The organism is Streptacidiphilus pinicola, assembly GCF_003258295.1.
Taxonomy (GTDB): Bacteria; Actinomycetota; Actinomycetes; order Streptomycetales; family Streptomycetaceae; genus Streptacidiphilus; species Streptacidiphilus pinicola.
Genome location: NZ_QKYN01000024.1, coordinates 437 through 20408 on the forward strand (window position 1 = coordinate 437; position 19972 = coordinate 20408).

Annotated in this window: 20 protein-coding genes, 1 tRNA gene and 1 pseudogene; 15 read left to right on the forward strand and 7 right to left on the reverse strand. The window is 72.7% G+C overall.

The window, feature by feature from the left end; translation table 11 throughout:
• Both DN069_RS39835 and DN069_RS05780 read right to left on the reverse strand, forming a co-directional pair.
• Positions 1 to 349, reverse strand: a 349-nt coding sequence (locus tag DN069_RS39835; protein ID WP_341538442.1) for a phosphotransferase, incomplete at its 3' end; no start/stop codon positions are given.
• Positions 346 to 1272: an SAM-dependent methyltransferase gene (locus DN069_RS05780; protein ID WP_243638940.1), complete on the reverse strand. Its 927-nt coding sequence runs from the start codon at positions 1270 to 1272 to the stop codon at positions 346 to 348. The genes DN069_RS05780 and DN069_RS39835, both read right to left, overlap by 4 nt.
• Positions 1273 to 1367: 95 nt before the next feature.
• Here DN069_RS05780 and DN069_RS05785 point away from each other — a divergent pair, with 95 nt between their 5' ends.
• The 5 genes from DN069_RS05785 (at position 1368) to DN069_RS05805 (ending at position 5113) form a co-directional block, all read left to right on the forward strand.
• Complete coding sequence (locus tag DN069_RS05785; protein ID WP_111499746.1) at positions 1368 to 1754, forward strand: MmcQ/YjbR family DNA-binding protein; 387 nt, start codon at positions 1368 to 1370, stop codon at positions 1752 to 1754.
• A 135-nt stretch (positions 1755 to 1889) separates the two neighbouring features.
• Positions 1890 to 2642: an AIM24 family protein gene (locus tag DN069_RS05790; RefSeq protein ID WP_111499747.1), complete on the forward strand. Its 753-nt coding sequence runs from the start codon at positions 1890 to 1892 to the stop codon at positions 2640 to 2642.
• A 148-nt stretch (positions 2643 to 2790) separates the two neighbouring features.
• Entirely contained in the window at positions 2791 to 3960 is a 1170-nt protein-coding gene (locus DN069_RS05795; protein WP_111499748.1) for a molybdopterin-dependent oxidoreductase, read from the forward strand.
• Positions 3957 to 4490, forward strand: coding sequence for a hypothetical protein (locus DN069_RS05800; protein WP_207892059.1), 534 nt, complete (start codon positions 3957 to 3959; stop codon positions 4488 to 4490). The genes DN069_RS05795 and DN069_RS05800 overlap by 4 nt, the downstream gene beginning before the upstream one ends.
• Positions 4491 to 4543: 53 nt before the next feature.
• Positions 4544 to 5113, forward strand: coding sequence for an MOSC domain-containing protein (locus tag DN069_RS05805; protein ID WP_243638941.1), 570 nt, complete (start codon positions 4544 to 4546; stop codon positions 5111 to 5113).
• Between the two features lie 89 nt (positions 5114 to 5202).
• Here the strand turns inward: DN069_RS05805 and DN069_RS05810 are convergent, their stop codons facing one another.
• On the reverse strand, positions 5203 to 6474 hold the full coding sequence (locus DN069_RS05810) for a glycosyl hydrolase family 8 (RefSeq protein WP_111499749.1): 1272 nt from the start codon (positions 6472 to 6474) through the stop codon (positions 5203 to 5205).
• Positions 6475 to 6697: 223 nt separating this feature from the next.
• Between DN069_RS05810 and DN069_RS05815 the strand changes: the two genes are divergently transcribed.
• A complete protein-coding gene (locus tag DN069_RS05815; protein ID WP_207892060.1) occupies positions 6698 to 7567 on the forward strand; it encodes an ATP-grasp domain-containing protein in 870 nt (289 codons plus the stop codon).
• Entirely contained in the window at positions 7564 to 8268 is a 705-nt protein-coding gene (locus DN069_RS05820; protein WP_116513673.1) for a 4'-phosphopantetheinyl transferase family protein, read from the forward strand. The genes DN069_RS05815 and DN069_RS05820 overlap by 4 nt, the downstream gene beginning before the upstream one ends.
• A gap of 54 nt (positions 8269 to 8322) precedes the next feature.
• On the opposite strand, the gene DN069_RS05825 is transcribed toward DN069_RS05820, so the two are convergent.
• The 3 genes from DN069_RS05825 to DN069_RS05835 all read right to left on the reverse strand — a co-directional run bounded on the left by DN069_RS05825 (position 8323) and on the right by DN069_RS05835 (position 10738).
• Positions 8323 to 9459 carry a DUF6745 domain-containing protein gene (locus DN069_RS05825; protein WP_111499750.1) on the reverse strand — a complete coding sequence of 379 codons (1137 nt, stop codon included), beginning with the start codon at positions 9457 to 9459 and terminating at the stop codon, positions 8323 to 8325.
• Positions 9460 to 9579: 120 nt separating this feature from the next.
• Positions 9580 to 9906, reverse strand: a complete 327-nt coding sequence (locus tag DN069_RS05830; RefSeq protein WP_111499751.1) for a hypothetical protein — start codon at positions 9904 to 9906, stop codon at positions 9580 to 9582.
• Between the two features lie 112 nt (positions 9907 to 10018).
• A complete protein-coding gene (locus DN069_RS05835) occupies positions 10019 to 10738 on the reverse strand; it encodes a Pr6Pr family membrane protein (protein ID WP_243638942.1) in 720 nt (239 codons plus the stop codon).
• A gap of 323 nt (positions 10739 to 11061) precedes the next feature.
• Between DN069_RS05835 and egtA the strand changes: the two genes are divergently transcribed.
• From egtA to egtD, 4 genes and pseudogenes are all read left to right on the forward strand, one after another.
• Positions 11062 to 12375, forward strand: coding sequence for an ergothioneine biosynthesis glutamate--cysteine ligase EgtA (gene egtA, locus DN069_RS05840; RefSeq protein WP_111499752.1), 1314 nt, complete (start codon positions 11062 to 11064; stop codon positions 12373 to 12375).
• Positions 12372 to 13820, forward strand: coding sequence for an ergothioneine biosynthesis protein EgtB (gene egtB, locus DN069_RS05845; protein ID WP_111499753.1), 1449 nt, complete (start codon positions 12372 to 12374; stop codon positions 13818 to 13820). Before egtA ends, egtB begins: the two co-directional genes overlap by 4 nt.
• Positions 13820 to 14581, forward strand: a pseudogene (egtC, locus tag DN069_RS41335) (ergothioneine biosynthesis protein EgtC); the annotation flags it as partial. The gene egtB and the pseudogene egtC, both read left to right, overlap by 1 nt.
• 177 nt (positions 14582 to 14758) lie before the next feature.
• Complete coding sequence (gene egtD, locus DN069_RS41340) at positions 14759 to 15748, forward strand: L-histidine N(alpha)-methyltransferase (RefSeq protein ID WP_165845380.1); 990 nt, start codon at positions 14759 to 14761, stop codon at positions 15746 to 15748.
• A 217-nt stretch (positions 15749 to 15965) separates the two neighbouring features.
• Here the strand turns inward: egtD and DN069_RS05855 are convergent.
• A tRNA-Arg gene (locus tag DN069_RS05855) sits at positions 15966 to 16038 on the reverse strand.
• A gap of 402 nt (positions 16039 to 16440) precedes the next feature.
• Between DN069_RS05855 and DN069_RS05860 the strand changes: the two genes are divergently transcribed.
• The 4 genes from DN069_RS05860 to DN069_RS05875 form a co-directional block, all read left to right on the forward strand.
• Complete coding sequence (locus tag DN069_RS05860) at positions 16441 to 17013, forward strand: single-stranded DNA-binding protein (RefSeq protein WP_111499755.1); 573 nt, start codon at positions 16441 to 16443, stop codon at positions 17011 to 17013.
• A 108-nt stretch (positions 17014 to 17121) separates the two neighbouring features.
• On the forward strand, positions 17122 to 18786 hold the full coding sequence (gene ettA / locus DN069_RS05865; RefSeq protein WP_111499756.1) for an energy-dependent translational throttle protein EttA: 1665 nt from the start codon (positions 17122 to 17124) through the stop codon (positions 18784 to 18786).
• Between the two features lie 97 nt (positions 18787 to 18883).
• Positions 18884 to 19327: an acyl-CoA thioesterase gene (locus tag DN069_RS05870; RefSeq protein ID WP_111499757.1), complete on the forward strand. Its 444-nt coding sequence runs from the start codon at positions 18884 to 18886 to the stop codon at positions 19325 to 19327.
• Positions 19324 to 19972: DUF8010 domain-containing protein (locus DN069_RS05875; RefSeq protein ID WP_111499758.1), on the forward strand; the 649-nt coding region annotated here is incomplete at its 3' end. The genes DN069_RS05870 and DN069_RS05875, both read left to right, overlap by 4 nt.

Below are 19972 nucleotides of genomic sequence, written 5' to 3' on the forward strand. Positions count from 1 at the left end.
TCGGGTCGCCGCCCTCGCCGCGGGCGGTGGGCGCGCCGTCGAGCCAGGACAGCGCGACGCCGGTCCGGCCCTCCGCCGTCACGATCGCGGAGAGCGGCTCCGGCACGGCGAACGGCAGGTCCAGCGCCGCGAGGCGCCGCAGCAGCTCGACGTTGCGGGCCAGCTCCGCCTCCGCGGTCGGGGTGCGCGCGATGCGGACGACCGCGACGCCGGGCAGCAGCACCACGTCGTGGGAGCCGCCGCGGTCGATCCGCGCCCCGTCGAGGCGCTCGCGGGGCAGCGCAGTCTCGGCGACCGCCCGGAGCCACTCCGGGAGTCCGCCGTCGTTGGCGGGTGGAGCCGGGCTCACGCCTTCTTGAGTGCCATCAGGCCGTAGCCGCCGACCTCCTGGCGGGTGAGCCGGAGGTCGTCGTCGCCGACCGTCTCCGTGCCCGCCTGCCACTCGTTGAGGGAGACGACGCCGGGACCGATCAGCTCCCAGCCGTCGGCGCCGCCGGTGCCGAAGCGGGTGATCTCGTCGCGGGTGCGGGTGGCGACGGTGATGCCGCCCGCCTTGTAGATGCCGGTCACGCCCTCCTCGAGCTCCGGAGTGTGATCGGAGCTGCCGTGGGAGAGGATCAGCACGCTGCCGGGCGCGAGTGCCCGCTTGTAGCGTTCCAGCAGCGCGTGCGGCTCGTCCGAGTCCGGCAGGAAGTGCAGCAGCGCGACGACCAGCAGGGCGACCGGCTGGTCGAAGTCGATCAGCTCCTTGACCGCCGTGGACTCCAGGATCGCGTCGGCGTCGTGGAAGTCCGCCTCGACGTAGGCGGTGCGGCCCTGCGGCGCGCTACTGAGCAGGGCGCGGGCGTGGGTGAGCACCATCGGGTCGTTGTCGACGTAGACGACCCGCGAGTCGGCCGCGGAGCGCTGCGCCACCTCGTGGGTGTTCTCGGCGGTCGGGATGCCGGTGCCGATGTCCAGGAACTGACGGATGCCCAGCGCCGCGGCGTGGCGGACGGCTCGGCCGAGGAAGCGCCGGTTGGCGCGGGCCGCGTCCGGGGCGGTCGGCATGAGCTTGACGACCTGCTCGGCCGCGACCCGGTCCACCGGGAAGTTGTCCTTGCCGCCCAGGTAGTAGTCGTACATGCGCGCGGGGTGCGGGATGTCGGTGCGCAGCTCGACGCGCGGCTCGGCGTCGCCGTCCTCCGCCGTGGCCCAGTCCCAGTCGGCGGCGACATCGGCGGCGACCTCGCTCGTACCCACGCCCCTGTCCGCGTCGGCGTTCTCTGTCACGTCAGCCCCCTCCGCCCAGCACACCACGGATCGGGGTGACAACTCGCCACCCCGCAGTCCCCCATATGTTAGCTGTGAGACGGCAGACTGGACCCATGCATCACGGATCGTTCACGTCCCATCAACTTCGTGCTCTCTGCCTGGACTTCAACGGCGCGGGGGAGACGTTCCCGTTCAACCCGGAGACCTCCGTCTTCAAGGTCGGCGGCAAGATGTTCGCGTTGTCCGCGCTGGACGCGGACCCGCTGCAGGTCAGCCTCAAGTGCGACCCCGACCTGGCGGTCCGGCTGCGCGCCGAGTACCCGGCGATCACCGGCGGCTGGCACCTCAACAAGCGGCACTGGAACACCGTGCTGCTGGACGGTTCGCTCCCGGACCGGCTGGTCAAGGAGATGGTCGAGGACTCCTACGACCTCGTGGTCTCGGCGCTGCCGCGCAAACAGCAGCTGCTGCTCGACTGGCCCGGCCTGCGGGGCGGCTAGGGCCGGGGCTGAGCCACCGTCAGTTTGTGTGTCTCGTAAGGGTCCGGCAACAAGGCCCGGACCCGGCTGTTCGCGCTTGGCCAGGGGCGATACCGTGCCGTCAGACGCAACACGGATCTGAGGGGGGCGGCCGCCATGCAGGCTGAGATCAAGGGCAGCACCATGCCGGTGCTGGAGGTACAGCTGGGGCCGGGCGAGTACGTGGTGACGCCGCACGGCGAACTGTCGTGGATGTCCGCGAACATCCAGATGACGCAGAGCATGTCCGGCGGTCAGCAGGGCGGCGGCGGTGGCGGCTTCATGGGCGCGATGAAGCGCGTCATGGGCGGCGGCAGCCTCTTCATCACCCAGTACGCGGCCCAGGGCGGCCCCGGCCTGGTCGCGTTCGCGTCCAAGGTGCCCGGCCACATCGTGCCCGTCGACATCATGCCGGGCCGCAGCGTCATGGTGCACCGCCACGGCTGGCTGGCCGGCACGCCGGGCATCAACCCGACCGTGGGCCTGCAGCAGAGCTTCCGGGGCGGCCTCTGGGGCGGCGACGGCTTCATCATGCAGCGGCTGGAGGGCCAGGGCCGCGCCTGGATCGAGCTCTCCGGCGAGCTCACCACCTACACGCTCGGCCCCGGCCAGACCATGCTGGTGCACCCCGGCCACGTCGGGATGTTCGACCAGTCCGTGCAGTTCACCATCACGCGCGTGCCCGGCATCGCCAACAAGATCTTCGGCGGCGACGGCTACCACCTCGTGGCCCTCACGGGCCCCGGTCAGATCTGGCTGCAGAGCATGCCCCTGCCGAACCTCGCCCACGCCCTCGTCCCGTACCTCCCCGCCCAGGGCGGCGAATCCGAAGGCGCAGTGGGCGGCCTCATCGGCGGCATGCTGCGCTGACGCGCAGAGCCCGCGCTGCCGCGGGCCGTCGCACTCCCAGGGGCGCGGGGCTCTGCGCCCCCTGGAGGTGCAACGGACCCCCTGACGTAAGACTTCCGTAGCCGGGTTGCTCGGCTGCAACGCCGCTGATCGGCGGTGTGATGGAGGCATGAGACGACTCGGCCTCCGGAACCCGCTCGACGCGCCCCTTCCGACGCCGCCGGACGCGCTGCGCAAGGGCCCGCTGCGGGAGGGGGCCTTCCGGTCCCGCCTGCACGAGCCGCGGACCGCGGTGGTCCTGGGGCGGTGGCTCGCCGGGGCCATCCTGGTGTGTTTCGTGACCGGCCTGATCAGCCACCTGCTGCAACAGCCGCCCACCTGGCTGCGGGACCACCTGCCGAGCCGCCCGGCGCAGGGCTACCGGGTCACCCAGGGCCTGCACGTGATCAGTGGCATCGCCGCGATCCCGCTGCTCGGGGCCAAGCTGTGGACGGTCTACCCGAAGCTCTTCGCCTGGCCGCCGGCCCGCACCCTCCGGCACGGGCTGGAGCGCCTCGGGATCGCGCTCCTCGTCGGTGCCATGCTGCTGGAGCTGTTCACCGGGCTGCTCAACACCCTGCAGTGGTACCCGTGGCCGTTCCCGTTCCGACAGACGCACTTCTGGCTGGCCTGGATCGCGGTCGGCGGCCTGCTGGTCCACGTCGCCGCCAAGGGGCCTGAGATCGCGGAGCACTGGCGTCGCTCCAAGCCGCCGCTTCCGGGACGGCGGGCGCTGCTGGGGTCGGTAGCGGCCGCCGTCGGCGCGGTGACAGTGGTGACGGCGGGTCAGACCGTGCCGTGGCTACGCTCGTTGGACCTGCTCTCCCCGCGCAGGCCCGACGTCGGGCCGCAGGGCCTGCCGGTCAACCGCACCGCCGCACAAGCGGGGACGCTGCGGACCCCCGCCGACTGGCGGCTGCGCGTCGACGGCCCGCGCCCGTACACGCTCACCATGGACGAGTTGCTTGCTCTGCCCCAGACCGACGTCGACCTGCCGATCGCCTGCGTGGAGGGCTGGAGCGCCTCGGCCCGCTGGGGCGGGGTCAGGATCCGCGACCTGCTCGACCGGGCGGGTGCCGCGCCGGGCGCGTTGATCCGCGTCACCTCCCTCGAGCAGAGCGGCCCGTACGCGGTGATGACGATGCCGCACACCTACGCGCGCGACCCGCTCACCCTGCTCGCGCTCCGCGTCGACGGCCACGTGCTGGACCCGGACCACGGCTATCCGGCACGGATCATCGCGCCGAACCGGCCGGGCGTGCTGCAGACCAAGTGGGTGTCCCGGCTGGAGGTGCTGTGACCATGATCCGCGCGCTGCGCACCGGACTCGCCCTCCTCGGGGTCGGCGTGATCGGTTACGGCCTCTACGGCCTGCTGCACGACCCCTATATCCGCGACCCGCTGGACGTCCTGTTCTGGGGCGTCGGCGGGCTGGTCCTGCACGACGGCTTCTGGCTGCCGCTGGTCCTGCTCGCCGGCACCGCGCTGACCCGACGTCCGCTGGTGCGCGGCGGTCTGGTGGTCGCGGCGGCGCTCACCGCGGTGGGCCTGCCGGCCGTCCTGCGCTCCGGCGTGGACCACGGCAACCCGAGCCTGCTGCCGCTGCCCTACCTGCGCAACTGGCTGCTGCTCCTCGCCTTGGTCGCGGTGGTCGTGCTCGCCCTGGAACTCGCCCCGAGAACGCCCAACGCGCTACGGGCCGTGGGCAGATGGCTCGGCAGTGCCAGGGCCGCGCTCCCCCGCCGGGCTCACCACGGCCACCGCCCGCACGGGCACCCGGCCGAGCGGCCGACCCGGACGTCCTCCCGGGGGTCCGACCTGCAAGAATGACGTGCACGACCCTGTTTCCTGTCCGCGCGACAGAACCGACAGAAGGGCCGCACGTGACCGATCAGGAACCGCTGCCGACGCAGACCGCAGCCGTCACCGCCGTCAGCCGTGACACGGAGCACGGGTTCAGCAAGCCCAACGTGCCCGCGATCCGCCTGCTCGCCGGGCTGGGCGTCGAGGGCGACACCCACCTCGGCGTCACCGTCCAGCACCGCTCCCGCGTCGCCGCCGATCCGACGCAGCCCAACCTGCGCCAGGTACACCTGATGCACGCGGAGTTGCACGACGAGATGCGCGCCGCCGGCTACGACGTCGCCGCGGGCGCGCTGGGCGAGAACATCACGACGCGCGGCCTCGACCTGCTCGGACTGCCGCGCGGTGCGCGCCTGCGGCTCGGCGCGGAGGCGGAGGTCGAGATCACCGGCCTGCGCAATCCGTGCCCGCAGATCAACAACTTCCAGCCGGGCCTGCTGAAGCTCTGCGTCGGCCGGGACGAGGACGGCCAGGTGGTGCGCAAGGCCGGGATCATGGGCGTCGTGCTCCGGGACGGCGAGGTCCGCCCCGGGGACCGGATCACCGTCGAACTGCCGCAGGGGCCCCACGTCCCGCTCGACCGCGTCTGACCCGCGTCTGACCGCGTCCGACCGCGCGCCGGGCCGGGTGGCGCCCACATCGCCGCCCGGCCCGGGTTGCCCGCCGCTCTGACGTGGCGTCAGTGCTGGGCGGGGTTCCAGTAGTCGCCCGCCATCACGATCATCACCAGCGTCTTGATGGTCTCGCCGTAGTAGGCATCGCCGAACGGGTTGGTCTGCAGCTGGTTCCAGATCGCGTTCGTCCAGGTCTGGTCGCCCGCGGCCATGGCGGCGGGACCGATCGAGTCGCCGGCCTCCTCGGCCTGGGTGTCACCGGAGACGTTGCCGTTGGCGCAGTTCAGCTTGATGTGCGGCTGGACCTTGGCGGGGTCGCCGCCGGCGAGCCTCTTCGTGCACGCGGACCACTTCTTCGCGTCACCGAGCGAGACCCCGGCCGTGGTGGGGCCGTAGAGCAGCGCGTCGGTGCCGAGGTGCCAGGGCACGCGGATGGAGTTGTAGCCGACGATGTTGTCCGGCTGGTCCTCCTGGTAGTTCGCGGGCGCCGGGGAGGGCGAGGTGGTGTTGGCGTGGATGACGAAGTCCGACATCAGACCGGCGCCCGACGAGTACGTGGCGGTGAACTCGCTGACGACCGCCTGCATCCGGTCCACGACCTTGGTCCAGTCGTGGGCCTTGTCGTAGGCGGCGAAGGCGCGCAGGTGGTCCAGCATGTTGTCGGACGGCCGGGTGTCCGTCGACGGGCCGTCGTCCTCGCACTTGAGGTGGCCGTCGGAGGTCACGTCGTGGGCGTAGACGCTGGCCAGCCAGGACTCCGCGTCGGCCGTGTAGCCGCCCCACTGCTTGTCGGCCAGGATCAGGCCGTAGCCGATGTCCAGGTCGCCGTCGGTGGCCGCGTCCGGCGTGCCGGAGCTGTAGTACTTGCAGGACTTGCCGTCCAACTGCCACTGCATCAGGCCCCACTGGTCCTTGTGGTCCTTGACCAGCTGCCAGAGGCCGTTGAACTCGGTCTGCGCGTTGGCGTCGTAACCGGCCATCAGCGGCACGATGTTCATGCCGTATCCCTGGGCCTCCGACACGGTGCCGTTGTTCGTGGCGTCGCTGTCGCCCTTGGTGGAGACGTAATACTCGTTGCTCGCGCACCCGTGGACGAGATAGGTGTGCTTCCAGGAGTCGTACTGCTTCTCCACGGCGGCGTCGCGCGTCGACTGCGAGACCGCGGGCATCACGCCGGTCTTGTAGGTCTGGTGCTGCGGAAAGGCGAGCCTGGGGGTCGCTGCCGCGGCGCCGGCCGTGGCGGCGGCGTCCGCGTTGCCGCCGAGGGCGTACGCGCCCGCGGCGGCTGCGGCGGTGGCCACCAGCGCGGCCACCAGGCGTTGCGGAGTACGGGACATCGACACTCCTTCAGATGTTAGGAAACCTTCCTAACCAGGTTCTGGGAGTCTTCCGTCCGCCTGGCGAGACGTCAATACCTCAGTCGAAGCGGAGTTGTCGCACAGACCACAAGAGCAAGATCGCCTTGCGGCGGGCGGCCGGTGACGACGAGCGGTTAGGCTCGCGGGCGGGTCATCCACGCACACGAGAGGCGCGCCCGCGCACACGAGAGGCGGCAGTTCCTTGCCCGACATCGCCCTGCTCACCGGCCGCACCATGCCGCGCGAGGTCCCCGAGAACGACCTGCTCGTCGCCGAGCTCCGCGCGCTGGGAGTCGACGCCGAGATCCACCCCTGGGACGCGGACCTCGACTGGAGCACCTACGGTCTCGCGCTCGTGCGCACCACCTGGGACTACTGGGACCGGCTGGACGAGTTCCTGGCCTGGGCCGAGACCGCCGGCCACCGGACCACGCTGCGCAACCCCGCCGAGGTCATCGCCTGGAACCACCACAAGAGCTACCTGCCCGCCCTCGCCGAGCAGGGCGTGTCGGTCATCCCCACCGCGCTGCTGCGCCGCGGCGCCGACCGCGCCCAGGTGGACAAGGTGCTCGCCGCCTTCCGCGAGCGCCACGGCGACGTGGAGGTCGTCGGCAAGCCGGCCGTCTCGGCCGGCGCCCGGGGCGCGCTGCGCGCCCACATCGACGCGCCCGAGACCGCCGCGCACCTCGAGAGCCTCGTCGGCGAGGGCGACGCGCTGCTGCAGCCGCTCGTCGAGTCCGTGCTCACCCGCGGCGAGACCTCGCTCGTCTTCTTCGGCTCCGAGTTCAGCCACGCCGTCCGCAAGGTGCCTGCCTCCGGCGAGTACAGGATCCACGAGCACCACGGCGGCACGGTGCGGACCCACCTCCCCTCGGAGGCCGAACTCGCCGTCGCCCGGGCCGCGCTGGCCGCCGCGCCCGCGCCCGTCGCCTACGGACGCGTCGACCTGGTCGACCTCGCCGACGGCCCCGCCGTCATGGAGCTGGAGCTGATCGAGCCCGAGCTCTTCCTCCCCTACACGGACGGCGCGACGACCCGCTACGCCCGCCACCTCGCCGAGCTGCTGCCGTGAGAGCGACGCCGGGTGACGCCCTCCCCGTGCAGGTGGACCTGTGGATCGTCGACGCGCGGGCTCCGCAGCCCGCGCTCGACCCCACCGTCCTCGACGCGGCGGAGCGCGACCGCGCGTCCCGCTTCGTCCGCGAGGACGACCGCGTCCTCTACACCGTCGCCCACACCGCGTTGCGCACCGTCCTCGCGGCGCGGACCGGCATCCCGGCGGCCGACCTGCGCTTCGACCGCGAGCCCTGCCCGTGCTGCGGCGCCCCCCACGGCCGCCCGCGCCTCGCCTCGTCCGTCGTCGGCTCCGAGCCGGAGTTCTCCCTCTCCCACGGCGGTGACCTGGTCCTCATCGGACTGGCCCCGGCCGGCAGGCCGATCGGCGTGGACGTGGAGCGCCTGCCCCGCGCCGACACGGTCCGCGAGACGATGACCACCCTTCACCCCGCGGAACAGGCGGAACTCGCCGCGGCCCCGGGCGGCCCGTCCCCGGAGGGCTTCGCCCGGATCTGGACCCGCAAGGAGGCTTACCTCAAGGCCCTCGGCACCGGCCTCGGCCGCGACCCCTCCCTCGACTACGTCGGCGAGTCCTCCCCGGCTTCGCTCCCCCCGGGCTGGACCCTCTCCACCCTCCCGGCCCGCGCCGACCACGCAGCGGCCTTCGCGGTGGCCGCGCCCTCCGCGACGTACGCGCTGCACGACGCCCCGGCCTGATCCACCCCGCCGTCTGGACCACCGTGCTGTCCGGGCCGGCTCAGCGCCGACCGCTCAGGTCTGGCTCCGGGGCCGGTACGCCTCCGGCGGGAGGCCGAAGGTCCAGGCCACGCCCTCGCGGGCGGTGCCCGTGCCCGGGGGGACGCGGAGCCAGTGGACGCGCCGCGAACCGTCCGGCTCCGGCGTGGAGTCGGTGACCTCGACCATCACCAGCGGCTCGTCACCGGGCAGTTCGATCCGCCAGAGCACGCCCGTCTCGTCCCGGTGCACCGCCCTGCCGCCCGACTCGGCGAGGTAGCGGTCGTGACCGAAGTGCTCCAGCATCACCCGGCGCACCGCCGCGTTCGGCTCAGCGCGGATCTCCTCGACCGTCAGGTCCGCGAGGCGGGCGAAGAGCGAGCCGGGCACCGGCATGCCGCGCCAGGCGTGCAGGGCGAAGCCGTCGGCGTAGGCCAGTGCTGGGCCGTCGCCGCGGTGCAGTCGGCCGGCCTCGTCCAACTCCAGCGCGACCGGGCGCTCGACCAGCAGCGCCACCTCCGTGTACGGCCACCACCAACCCGCGCTGCGGGCCACCGCGCGGTGCCCGGCCAGCTCCGGGTCGTCCGCGAGCGCGGCGAGCCACGCCGCGTCCTGCTGGCCCGGCACCGCGTCCAGCAGCACCAGCCGGACGGCCGACCGCTCGTGGTCGGGCCGCACCCCGGCCTGGGCCTCGGGCCCGGTGAGCCCGTCCACGACGGCGTCACATATGCGCTGCGTGAGCCCGTGCAGCCGCGGCCAGAGCGCACCGGAGGCGCTGGTCCACCGCTCCGACCAGCCCGCCCGCCCGAGTTCGGCGACGAGCCGGCCCCGGGCGCGCTGCCACGGCCCCGTGCGTACGAGGTCCCGCACGCTCGCCTCCGGCAGCCCGGTGCGTTCCCCGCTCCCGGGGGCCACGAAGCCGTGCTCCGCCAGCAGCCTGCGGGCCCGCACCCTGGCGCGCTCGGCCAGGGGCCCGGTCAACCCGTCCGTCCCACTGGTCAGTTGCAGTGCGGCGGCAGCCGCGACGAGCGGTGACTCGCACCAGACCACCGCCCGGGGCTCCGCCAGGCCGGCGAGCCGGTAGGCGGCGCGCACGCCGGCCTCCGCTGCGGCCCGGTCCGCCGGCCCGACCCGCCGACCGATCCGCGCCCAGTCGTCCTGCTCGGTCGTCATGGTGTGCGCCCCTCCCCCGCCCTGCTGCCTGCTCGGTGACTCGGCCTCGGTCAGCACCGTTCGGCGCCGGTCTGCACCGTTCGGCCGACGCCCGCGGATGACCGCCCGCCCCGGAACGGCTCAGTCGGCCGCGACCCGGAGCGCGCCGGGCGTGTACTCGCGCTGACGAACCACCCGGTACCAGCCGCGCGGCAGCGCTATCGCCGCGTGTCCCTCGTGAACGATCTGGCCGCCCTCGGTCAACTCCAGCCAGGCCTCGGCGGCCTGGTCCCCCTCACGCAGCAGCCGACCCGGACCGAGGACGGCATGGGCGTGCCCGGTGACCTCACCCCGCGCGAGCACCAGCCGCCCGCGCCCGTCCCGGGGCTGCGCGGCCAGCGCCCGGACCGAGGCGGGAACCGCGACCTCGGCCACCGGGACCAGCAGGACGTCTCCTTGGCGATACATCGACCTACCCCCTCGTCGGCAGCCTTCGACGACCGGGCCGACGCGAACCGCCGCGTCGCCCCACGTCCCGAACACTAGGCGGAGGGACTGACAATCGACGGCCCGAACCACGTCAGGCGGCGGGCTTCTCCCCCACGGCCGGTCCGACCCGGCCCGCGCGCTCGGCGAACGCCGAGCGCGCCGCGGTGCCGAGCCGGTCCAGGCCCACGACGACGGCACCCAGCACGACGAACTCGACGGTCAGCTGGGCGATCTGCAGGCCGACCCAGCCGTAGCCGTGCCCGGCGGGATCCAGGAAGAAGTACGGGTAGCGGTTGGGGAAGAAGGGGAAGAGCACGGCGCGCAGTTCCGTCAGCCCGGCGTAGCCGAGCGGGAAGGCCAGCCAGAGCGGCAGGTCCCGCCAGCGGGAGGCGTTGCGCGGACGGCAGCAGAGCCAGTCGAGCAGCACCATGATCGGCGTCGTGTAGTGCAGGAGCAGCAGCGACCAGCTCTGCAGCCGGTCGGCGCCGCTGCCGTGGGTCAGCCCGGGGAGCGGGCTGGCGCCGTGGTTGAGCACGATGTGCGCGACCAGGCCGGTGATCAGGATGTAGAGCGTCGCGGCGCCGCGCAGCCGCGGCGCGGGGCCGTCGACGGTGCGCCGCGTGACCATGCGGTAGACGGCGGCGGTGAAGTAGCCGAGCACGATCACATTGCTCTCGACGGTGAAGTACACCAGCGAGCCGGCCCCGGTGATCAGCCCCAGCCCCGCGGAGAGCACGATGCCGATCCGCCACCACAGCGCAGGCCGGATCCACACCCGCGTCGCCAGGTTCGCCTCGTCGCTCTTCTCCACGTTTTCCACTGCCTCTGCACGAACGGACCGGATCGCCGCACTCTACCCGCGGGTAGTCGGCCCGGAAAGGTCCCTGACCAGGCCGCATCCGGCCGGGCCAAACGCATTTTTCCAGCCATGTCCGGCAGATTCATCCGCATACGATGCACCCTTACCGCACTTGTGTTCGAGCCAGGTGGGGTGGCCGGAAGCATGCTGGTTCGCAGGCGGCGAACGGCTCAGACCCTGCTGTCGATCCTGAGATTCGGCTCAGAGGATGGACGCGCTCGGGGTGCCACCCCGGGCGTCCAGGGGTTAGGTGGACTTGGGAGGAGGAGTGAACCGTGGGCACTGAACCCGGTGCCGGAGCCCCCGACGAGCTCACGCTCGACCGGGCTGCCGGCCATATCCACGGCGTGTGCTTCAAGACGGGACCACCCGGAAACGCGGGCGTCGAGCTCGAATGGCTGGTGCTCGACCGCACGATGCCACACCGTGCCGTACCACCCGAACGCATCGACGCAGCACTCGCGTCGCTTCCGGCGACCGACGGGCGACTGCCGAGCGGCACCCTGCTGACCCGCGAACCAGGCGGGCAGCTCGAACTGAGCACGACCTGCGCACCCGGCCCGCTCACCTGCGTCACCACGGCCGCCGACGACCTCGCACTGGTCCGGCAGGCCTTCGACGAGCAGGGCCTGGACCTCTCCGGCTACGGCCTCGATCCGTTCCGTGATCCGCCGCGCGTGCTGGACGAACCCCGCTACGCGGCCATGGAGGCCTACTTCGACCGCATCGGCCCCTGGGGCCGGATGATGATGCGCGCCACCGCGGCCGTCCAGCTCAATCTGGACGCCGGAACCGAGAACGGCGACATCGACGGCTATCGCGCCCGCTGGCAGCTGGTCCACCGGCTCGGGCCGGTGCTGGTCGCCACGTTCGCCAACTCCCCGCTGTGGCACGGAAAACCCACCGGCTGGCGGTCCACCCGACAAGCGGTGTGGGAACACCTCGACCCCAGTCGCACCCGTCCTCCGCACGACCTGCCCGCCGATGCCGACCCGCGTGACGACTGGGCCCGCTTCGCCCTCGACGCCGGGCTGCTCTGCCTGCGCCGCGACAAGCCCGCCGACTGGACCGCCCCGCCCGGCCACAGCTTCGCCGACTGGCTGGACGGTGGCATCAGTGAACGCCCGGCCACTCGGGCCGACCTGGACTACCACCTGAGCACGCTCTTCCCGCCCGTCCGCGCCCGCGGCTGGCTGGAGCTGCGGATGATCGACGCCCAGCCGGGCGACGGCTGGATCGTCCCGGCGCTGCTCACCACGGTGCTGCTGGACGACCGCGCCGCGGCGGAGGCGGCGTGGGCGGCGACCGAACCGCTCTGCTCGCCCGTCTCGCCGTTCCCGTCCCGTTCGGTCTGGTCCCGCGCCGCCCGACTGGGCACGTCCGCACCCGAGTTCGCCAAGGCCGCGCTGGCCTGCTTCGACGTCGCTGACGCCGCTCTCACCCGCGCCGGCGTGCCGCGTGACCTGCGTGAGGCGGTCGCCGCCTTCGCCGAGCGCTACCCCGCCCGCGGGCGATGTCCCGCCGACGACCTGCTGGACGACCGCAGCCACACCGGTCGCCCGGCCCATCCGGAAGGACTGCTGCGATGACCGCGACCTCCCGTCCCACCGACCCGGACACGGACACCCGACAGCAGGCTCCGAGCACGGACACCCGTCAGCACGACCCCGAGGCGCTCCGGGCCACCGCCCGCGCCGCGTTGGAGCGGGCCCGGCGCCGCACCCTCGCCCTCACCGACTGCCTGGACGAGGACGAACTCGCCGCCCAGCACTCGCGACTGATGTCGCCGCTGGTCTGGGACCTCGCCCACATCGGCAACCAGGAGGAGATCTGGCTGGTCCGCGCCGCGGGCGGCCAGTCCCCGATCCGCCCCGACCTGGACCAGCTCTACGACGCCTTCCAGCACCCGCGCGCCGAACGTCCCGCGCTGCCGCTGCTGCCGCCGGACCCCGCCCGCCGCTACGTCGCCGCCGTGCGCGACCGCGCCCTCGAGGTGCTCGACGCCGCGCCGATGGGGCCGGACGCCGACCCGCTGCTCGCCGACGGCTTCGTCTTCGGCATGCTCGCCCAGCACGAGCAGCAGCACGACGAGACCATGCTCGCCACCCACCAGCTGCGGCGCGGCCCGGCCGTGCTGCACGCACCGCAGCCCGCCCCGGCGCCCGCGGACGCGGCCGACCTGCCGCGTGAGGCGTGGATCGAGGGCGGTCCCTTCACCATGGGCACGGACGACGAACCGTGGGCGCTCGACAACGAAAGGCCCGCCCACCGGGTCGACGTGCCCGGCTTCTGGCTGGACACCGTCCCCGTCAGCAACCGCGCCTACCAGGAGTTCATGGCCGCCGGCGGCTACGAGGACCCGCGCTGGTGGTCGCCGGCCGGCTGGTCGCACCGCGTCCAGGCGGGCCTGCACGCACCGCTGTTCTGGCGGCGCGCGGACGACCCGGACACGACCCCGGGCGGGTGGCTGCGGCGCCGGTTCGGCGTCGTCGAGCCGGTGCCGCTGGACGAGCCGGTGCTGCACGTGTGCTGGTACGAGGCCGACGCGTACGCCCGCTGGGCCGGCCGCCGCCTGCCGACCGAGGCGGAGTGGGAGAAGGCCGCGCGCCACGATCCGGCCACCGGCCGCTCCCGGCGCTATCCGTGGGGCGACGCCGAGCCGACCCCGGAGCTGGCCAACCTCGGCCAGCACCACCTCCAGCCCGCCCCCGTCGGCAGCTACCCGGCGGGCGCCTCCCCGCACGGCGTACGGCAGTTGATCGGCGACGTGTGGGAGTGGACCGCGAGCGACTTCGAGCCGCACCCGGGCTTCAGGGCGTTCCCGTACAAGGAGTACTCCGAGGTCTTCTTCGGCCCGGACTACAAGATGCTGCGCGGCGGCGCGTTCGGCGTGGATCCGGTGGCCTGCCGCGGCACCTTCCGCAACTGGGACTATCCGATCCGCCGCCAGATCTTCGCCGGCTTCCGCACCGCGCGTGACGCGGCCGCGGGCGACCGGACCGCGGGCGACGTCCCCACGGAGGCGCGCGACTGATGTGCCGTCATCTCGCATATCTGGGACCGGTGGTGTCCCTGGCCGAGGTCGTCGTGCGGCCCGCCCACGGGCTGTACGAGCAGTCCTGGTCACCACGCCGCCAGCGCTACGGCACGGTCAACGCCGACGGTTTCGGCCTCGGTTGGTACCCGGAGCCGGTGGCCTCGGGCCCCGAGGACGAGTCCGGCCCGGACGAGGAGGCCGAGGCGCCCGAACCCGCCCGCTACCGCCGCGCGGTCCCGATCTGGGCCGACCCGAACCTCCGCGACCTCGCGGGCGCGGTGCGCAGCGGCGCGATCCTCGCGGCGGTCCGTTCGGCCACGGCCGGGACCACGCAGGACGAGTCGGCCGCCGCGCCGTTCCGCGACGGACGCCGTCTGTTCAGCCACAACGGCGCGGTCCCGGACTGGACCCGCCTCCCCGCCGCGATCGCCGCCGCCGGAGGTCCGGGCGCCGACGCGCCGCTCGACAGCGCCGCGCTGCTCGCGCTCGACGCGCGCAGCGACTCCGCGCTGCTCTGGGCCATGCTGGTCCGCCGCATGCGCCGGGGTGAGCCGGCGGGCGGCGCGCTCGCCGCCCTGGTCCGGCAGGTCGCCGCGGTCCGGCCCGCCGCACGGCTCAACCTGCTGTACACGGACGGCGCGACGATCGCCGCGACCCGCCAGGGCGACACGCTCTGGTACCGGTTCGCGCCGGGCCGCGTCGTCGTCGCCTCCGAGCCCGACGACGAGCCGGCGAACGCGACGACGGGCGCCTGGCAGGAGGTCCCCGACCACTCGCTGGTGCTGGCGACCCGGACGGGCGTCCGCATCCTCCCGCTGCGTCCGCCGGCCGAGGCGGCCACCCCGACCCACAGCCCTTCCCGTCCCATCCGTTCATCCCGCAGGCCCGACAACCGCCTGCCCGCCGACGGCGGATCAGAACCGGAGAGCCTCACCATGATCACGCAGCGACCCCGCTTCACCCTGGACGACCGGCTTCCCGCCGACCACCTGGCCAAGGCCCTGCGCGCCGACGTCGCCTCCGGCCTCACCGCCGAACCCAAGACCCTGCCGCCCAAGTGGTTCTACGACGCGCGCGGCAGCGAGCTGTTCGAGCAGATCACCCGGCTCCCCGAGTACTACCCGACCCGCGCCGAGCAGGAGATCCTCACCCGCCGCGCCCCGGAGATCGCCGCGCTCACCCGCGCCGGCACCCTCTTCGAGCTCGGCTCCGGCTCCTCCACCAAGACCCGGCTGCTCCTCGACGCGCTCACCGCTGCGGGCACGCTCTCCTGCTACGCCCCGCTCGACGTCAGCCCCAGCGCCCTGGAGCAGGCCGGCACCGCCCTGGTCCGCGACTACCCGGGCCTTCGCGTCGCCGCGACCGTCACCGACTTCGAGGCCGACCTCACCCTCCCGCCGGACGCGCCCGGCCCGCGCCTGATCGCGTTCCTCGGCAGCACCATCGGCAACCTCGACCCGGAACAGCGCGCGTCCTTCTACCGCTCGCTGCGCCGCACCCTCAGCGCCGACGACGCCCTGCTGCTCGGCGCCGACCTGGCCAAGGACCCCGAGGTCCTGGTCCGCGCCTACGACGACAGCGCGGGCGTGACGGCGGAGTTCAACAAGAACGTGCTGAACGTCATCGACCGCGAACTCGACGCGGACTTCGACCCGGAGGCCTTCGCGCACGTCGCCCTCTGGAACGAGCAGGAACAGCGCATCGAGATGCACCTGCGCTCCCTGCGCGCCCAGTCCGTCAAGGTCCCGGCCCTCGACCTCTCGGTCGACTTCGCGCCCGACGAGCTGATGCGTACGGAGATCTCCTGCAAGTTCCGCCGCGACTCCCTCACCACGGAACTCGCCGCGGCCGGCCTCACCGTCCGCCACTGGTGGACGGACCCCGCCGCCCGCTTCGCGCTGCTCCTCGCCGTCCCCAGCCGCTGACGCGCCACACCCACCCGCACCCCCGGTCCACGCCGCCTCTGCGGCCGGCACCGGGGTGCGGTGCTTCATTCGGTGTGCGTTCCGGAGTCCGAGACTCAGCCGGACGACCCCTGTTGCTCCCGCCAGGTGCCTGGTAATGTACACGCCATACCAACTAAGCCCGCCTGACCTGCGAAAACATCGCAGAAGATCTGACAAGGCAGGGTTTCTGCGAACGCGCCCCCGGCAGGACTCGAACCTGCGGCCAAGTGCTTAGAAGGCACCTGCTCTATCCACTGAGCTACGGGGGCATGGCGCGGAGCCTGGCAGACGGCCGGGTCCTGTCGTGGGACAGGATAAGCAGCGCCAGGCGTGGCGTCGGTTGCGTGCGGCCGGGTCGTTCGGGCGAATCCTGCCGCGAGGCGGTCTGATAATCGCAGGTGGGGTGGGGCGGGCGCAGCGGTCGCGGAACAATGGAACGCTGCTGTTGTTCACTCGTTACGGGCCTGCTCCCTCAGCCGTTATGGAGTCGCACGGCCGGGCGAAGTGTGTGTGGTTCTCGTGAAAGTGCACCCATAAGGGTGGCCAAGTTGTCCACAGGGCCGGGTTGTCCACAGCTTTGACGCGGCCCCGCGTGGGTGTCCTCAACCCGCGCCAGGGTGGTTCGTAGGCGGCCCCCGCGGGGCCGGAGGACGACCACTGGGGGCAGCACGATGATGAACGGAACGATGGTCACGCTCGTCGGGGTCGCGGTGAGCCAGGTGCGGTACGCGACGACGGTGGGCGGGGTGCCGGTGGCGCACTTCCGCCTCGCTGCGACGGAGCGGCGCTTCGACCGGCCGCGGCAGGTCTGGGTCGAGGGCGACACCAGCTACTTCACAGTATGGGCGTGGCGCAGCTTGGCGGAGAACGCCCTCACCTCGATCGGCTGCGGCGATCCACTGCTGGTCACGGGCCGGATGCGGGTCCGCGAGTGGGAGCGGACGGACGGGCGGCCCAAGGGCGTCTCCGCGGAGATCGAGGCCACCGCGCTCGGCCACGACCTGGCCCGGGGGACGACGGTCTTCCGCAGGACCCTGCGCTGCCGTCCCGAGTTGGTCGCCTCGGCGTCCGAGCGGAACCGGATCAACGAGCAGCGCCGCGGCCTCGCCCGCGCGGAGCGTCCGCCCGCGTCGGAACGCGGCGCCGAGGCCGGGGGTGACGCGGAGGCGAGGGTGCTGACCCTCGCGTCGGCGCCCTCGGCCGGTGCCGGCGGGGAGGCGGGCGCCCCGCCCGGCTCGGCGTAGATCGCCGGTTGGATCACCCGGTGCCACCGGGCGTTCGGGGGCTCTCCCCGGGTGCGGCACAATGGAAGGCTGTAGCCACACCCCAACAACGACGCCGGACGGTTCATCTTGGCTGAGTACATCTACACCATGCGCAAGACGCGAAAGGCGCACGGCGACAAGGTCATCCTTGACGACGTGACGCTCAGCTTCCTGCCTGGAGCGAAGATCGGCGTCGTGGGGCCGAACGGCGCTGGTAAGTCCACCGTGCTGAAGATCATGGCCGGGCTGGAGCAGCCGTCCAACGGCGACGCCTTCCTCTCCCCCGGCTACACGGTCGGCATGCTGCTGCAGGAGCCGCCGCTCGACGAGAGCAAGACCGTGCTGGAGAACGTCCAGGACGGCGTCGCCGAGATCAAGAAGAAGCTGGACCGCTTCAACGAGATCGCCGAGCTGATGGCGACCGACTACTCCGACGCGCTGCTCGACGAGATGGGCAAGCTCCAGGAGGACCTCGACCACGCCAACGCCTGGGACCTCGACGCCCAGCTCGAGCAGGCCATGGACGCGCTGGGCTGCCCGCCCGGCGACTGGCAGGTCACCAACCTCTCCGGTGGTGAGAAGCGCCGCGTCGCGCTGTGCAAGCTGCTGCTGGAGGCACCCGACCTGCTGCTCCTCGACGAGCCCACCAACCACCTGGACGCCGAGTCGGTCCAGTGGCTGGAGCAGCACCTGGAGAAGTACGCCGGAACCGTGGTCGCCGTCACCCACGACCGGTACTTCCTCGACAACGTCGCCCAGTGGATCCTCGAGCTGGACCGCGGGCGCGCCTACCCCTACGAGGGCAACTACTCCACCTACCTGGAGACCAAGCAGTCCCGCCTCAAGATCGAGGGCCAGAAGGACGCGAAGCGCGCCAAGCGCCTCAAGGACGAGCTGGAGTGGGTCCGCTCCAACGCCAAGGGCCGCCAGGCCAAGTCCAAGGCCCGCCTCGCCCGCTACGAGGAGATGGCGGCCGAGGCCGACAAGATGCGGAAGCTGGACTTCGAGGAGATCCAGATCCCGCCGGGCCCGCGTCTGGGCTCGATCGTCGTCGAGGCGGACCACCTGGCCAAGGCCTTCGGTGACAAGGTCCTGGTCGAGGACCTGAGCTTCACGCTGCCGCGCAACGGCATCGTCGGCGTCATCGGCCCGAACGGCGCCGGCAAGACCACGCTGTTCAAGATGATGCTGGGCCTGGAGTCCACGGACTCCGGCAACGTCAAGGTCGGCGAGACGGTCAAGGTCTCCTACGTCGACCAGAGCCGCGCCAACATCGACCCGAACAAGACCCTCTGGGAGGTCGTCTCCGACGGCCTCGACTGGATCCAGGTCGGCCAGGTCGAGATGCCGTCCCGCGCCTACGTCTCGGCGTTCGGCTTCAAGGGCCCGGACCAGCAGAAGCCGGCCGGCATCCTCTCCGGTGGTGAGCGCAACCGCCTGAACCTGGCGCTGACCCTCAAGGAGGGCGGCAACCTGCTCCTCCTCGACGAGCCCACCAACGACCTCGACGTCGAGACCCTGAGCTCGCTGGAGAACGCGCTGCTGGAGTTCCCGGGCTGCGCCGTGGTCATCTCCCACGACCGCTGGTTCCTGGACCGCGTGGCCACGCACATCCTGGCCTACGAGGGCGACTCGAAGTGGTTCTGGTTCGAGGGCAACTTCGAGTCCTACGAGAAGAACAAGATCGAGCGCCTGGGCGCCGACGCGGCCCGTCCGCACCGCGCCACCTACAAGAAGCTGACCCGCGACTGAGCGAGCAGCCTCCAGCACACCCGCACGACGAGTGCCGGGGCGGGCGGGACGGACGACACGTCCCTCCCGCCCGGGCACCGCAACCGACGGAGATCCTGTGGCCCGCCACATATACGCCTGCCCGCTGCGCTGGTCCGACATGGACGTGTTCGGGCACGTCAACAATGTGAACTTCCTCCGCTACCTGGAGGAGGCCCGGATCGACTTCACCTTCACCACCGCCGGCGAGGTCGGCGAGCGGGCGATGGCCGAGGGCTCGGTCGTGGCCCGGCACGAGATCGACTACCTGGTCCCGCTGGTCTACCGGCCCGAGCCGGTCACCATCGAGACCTGGGTCAGCAAGCTCGGCCGCGCGTCCTTCACGGTGACCTACGAGGTCAAGGACGTCGGCGCAGGCCCGGACGGCAAGGACAAGGTCTACGCCCGCGCCGCCACCATCTGCGTCCCCTACGACCTCGCGGCCGGCCGCCCGCGCCGGCTGACCCCGGGCGAGCGGGCCTTCCTCGCCGAGTACCTGGAACCCCAGACGGTCTCGGCATGAGCACCGCCGTCGAGCCGCTGCGCCTGGCCGAGCCGCAGGAGGCCGGCCCGCTGGCCGACTTCCTGGAGCGGCTGCTGCGCTACGACCGCGCCGCGGCCGTGCGCCTGCAGACGGCGGGCACCACCCTCGCGGTCTTCGCCCGCCTCCCCCTGGGCCAGAGCGGCCCGCTGGTCGTCCGCACGGCGCGACTGGCCCAGCCCCTGCCGCTGGACGTGACGGTCTCCGCCGGCCAGTGGCTCGACGCCTTGTCCCGCGACGACGGCGCGGACGGCGGTGCCCCCACCGGAGACGTCGCCCTGCCGCCCGCGATCACCGGCCCGTCCTGGGCGGGCCTGCTCCCGCCGCGCTCGGGCTGGGAGCACGTCGAGGACCTCGCGACCGCCCCGCTGGCGGCCGCGGTGGCGGCGGCGATCGGCGAGTTCCGCAAGGCGGCCGAGGCCGCCCAGGGCGGGGACGCCCTGGCCGAGGCGATCTGGTCCCGTCGGGTCCACCCCAGCGGCCTCACCCTGCGCGCCCTCCACGCCGCCCACCTCACCGGCCTGCTGCGCCAGTCCCCCCAGCTCGCCCTCCACCGCCACCCCTCCTGGCTCCGCCCCACCGCCCCCCGCCGCCCCGTCGCCATCCCCCGCACCACCCCCGGGCGGG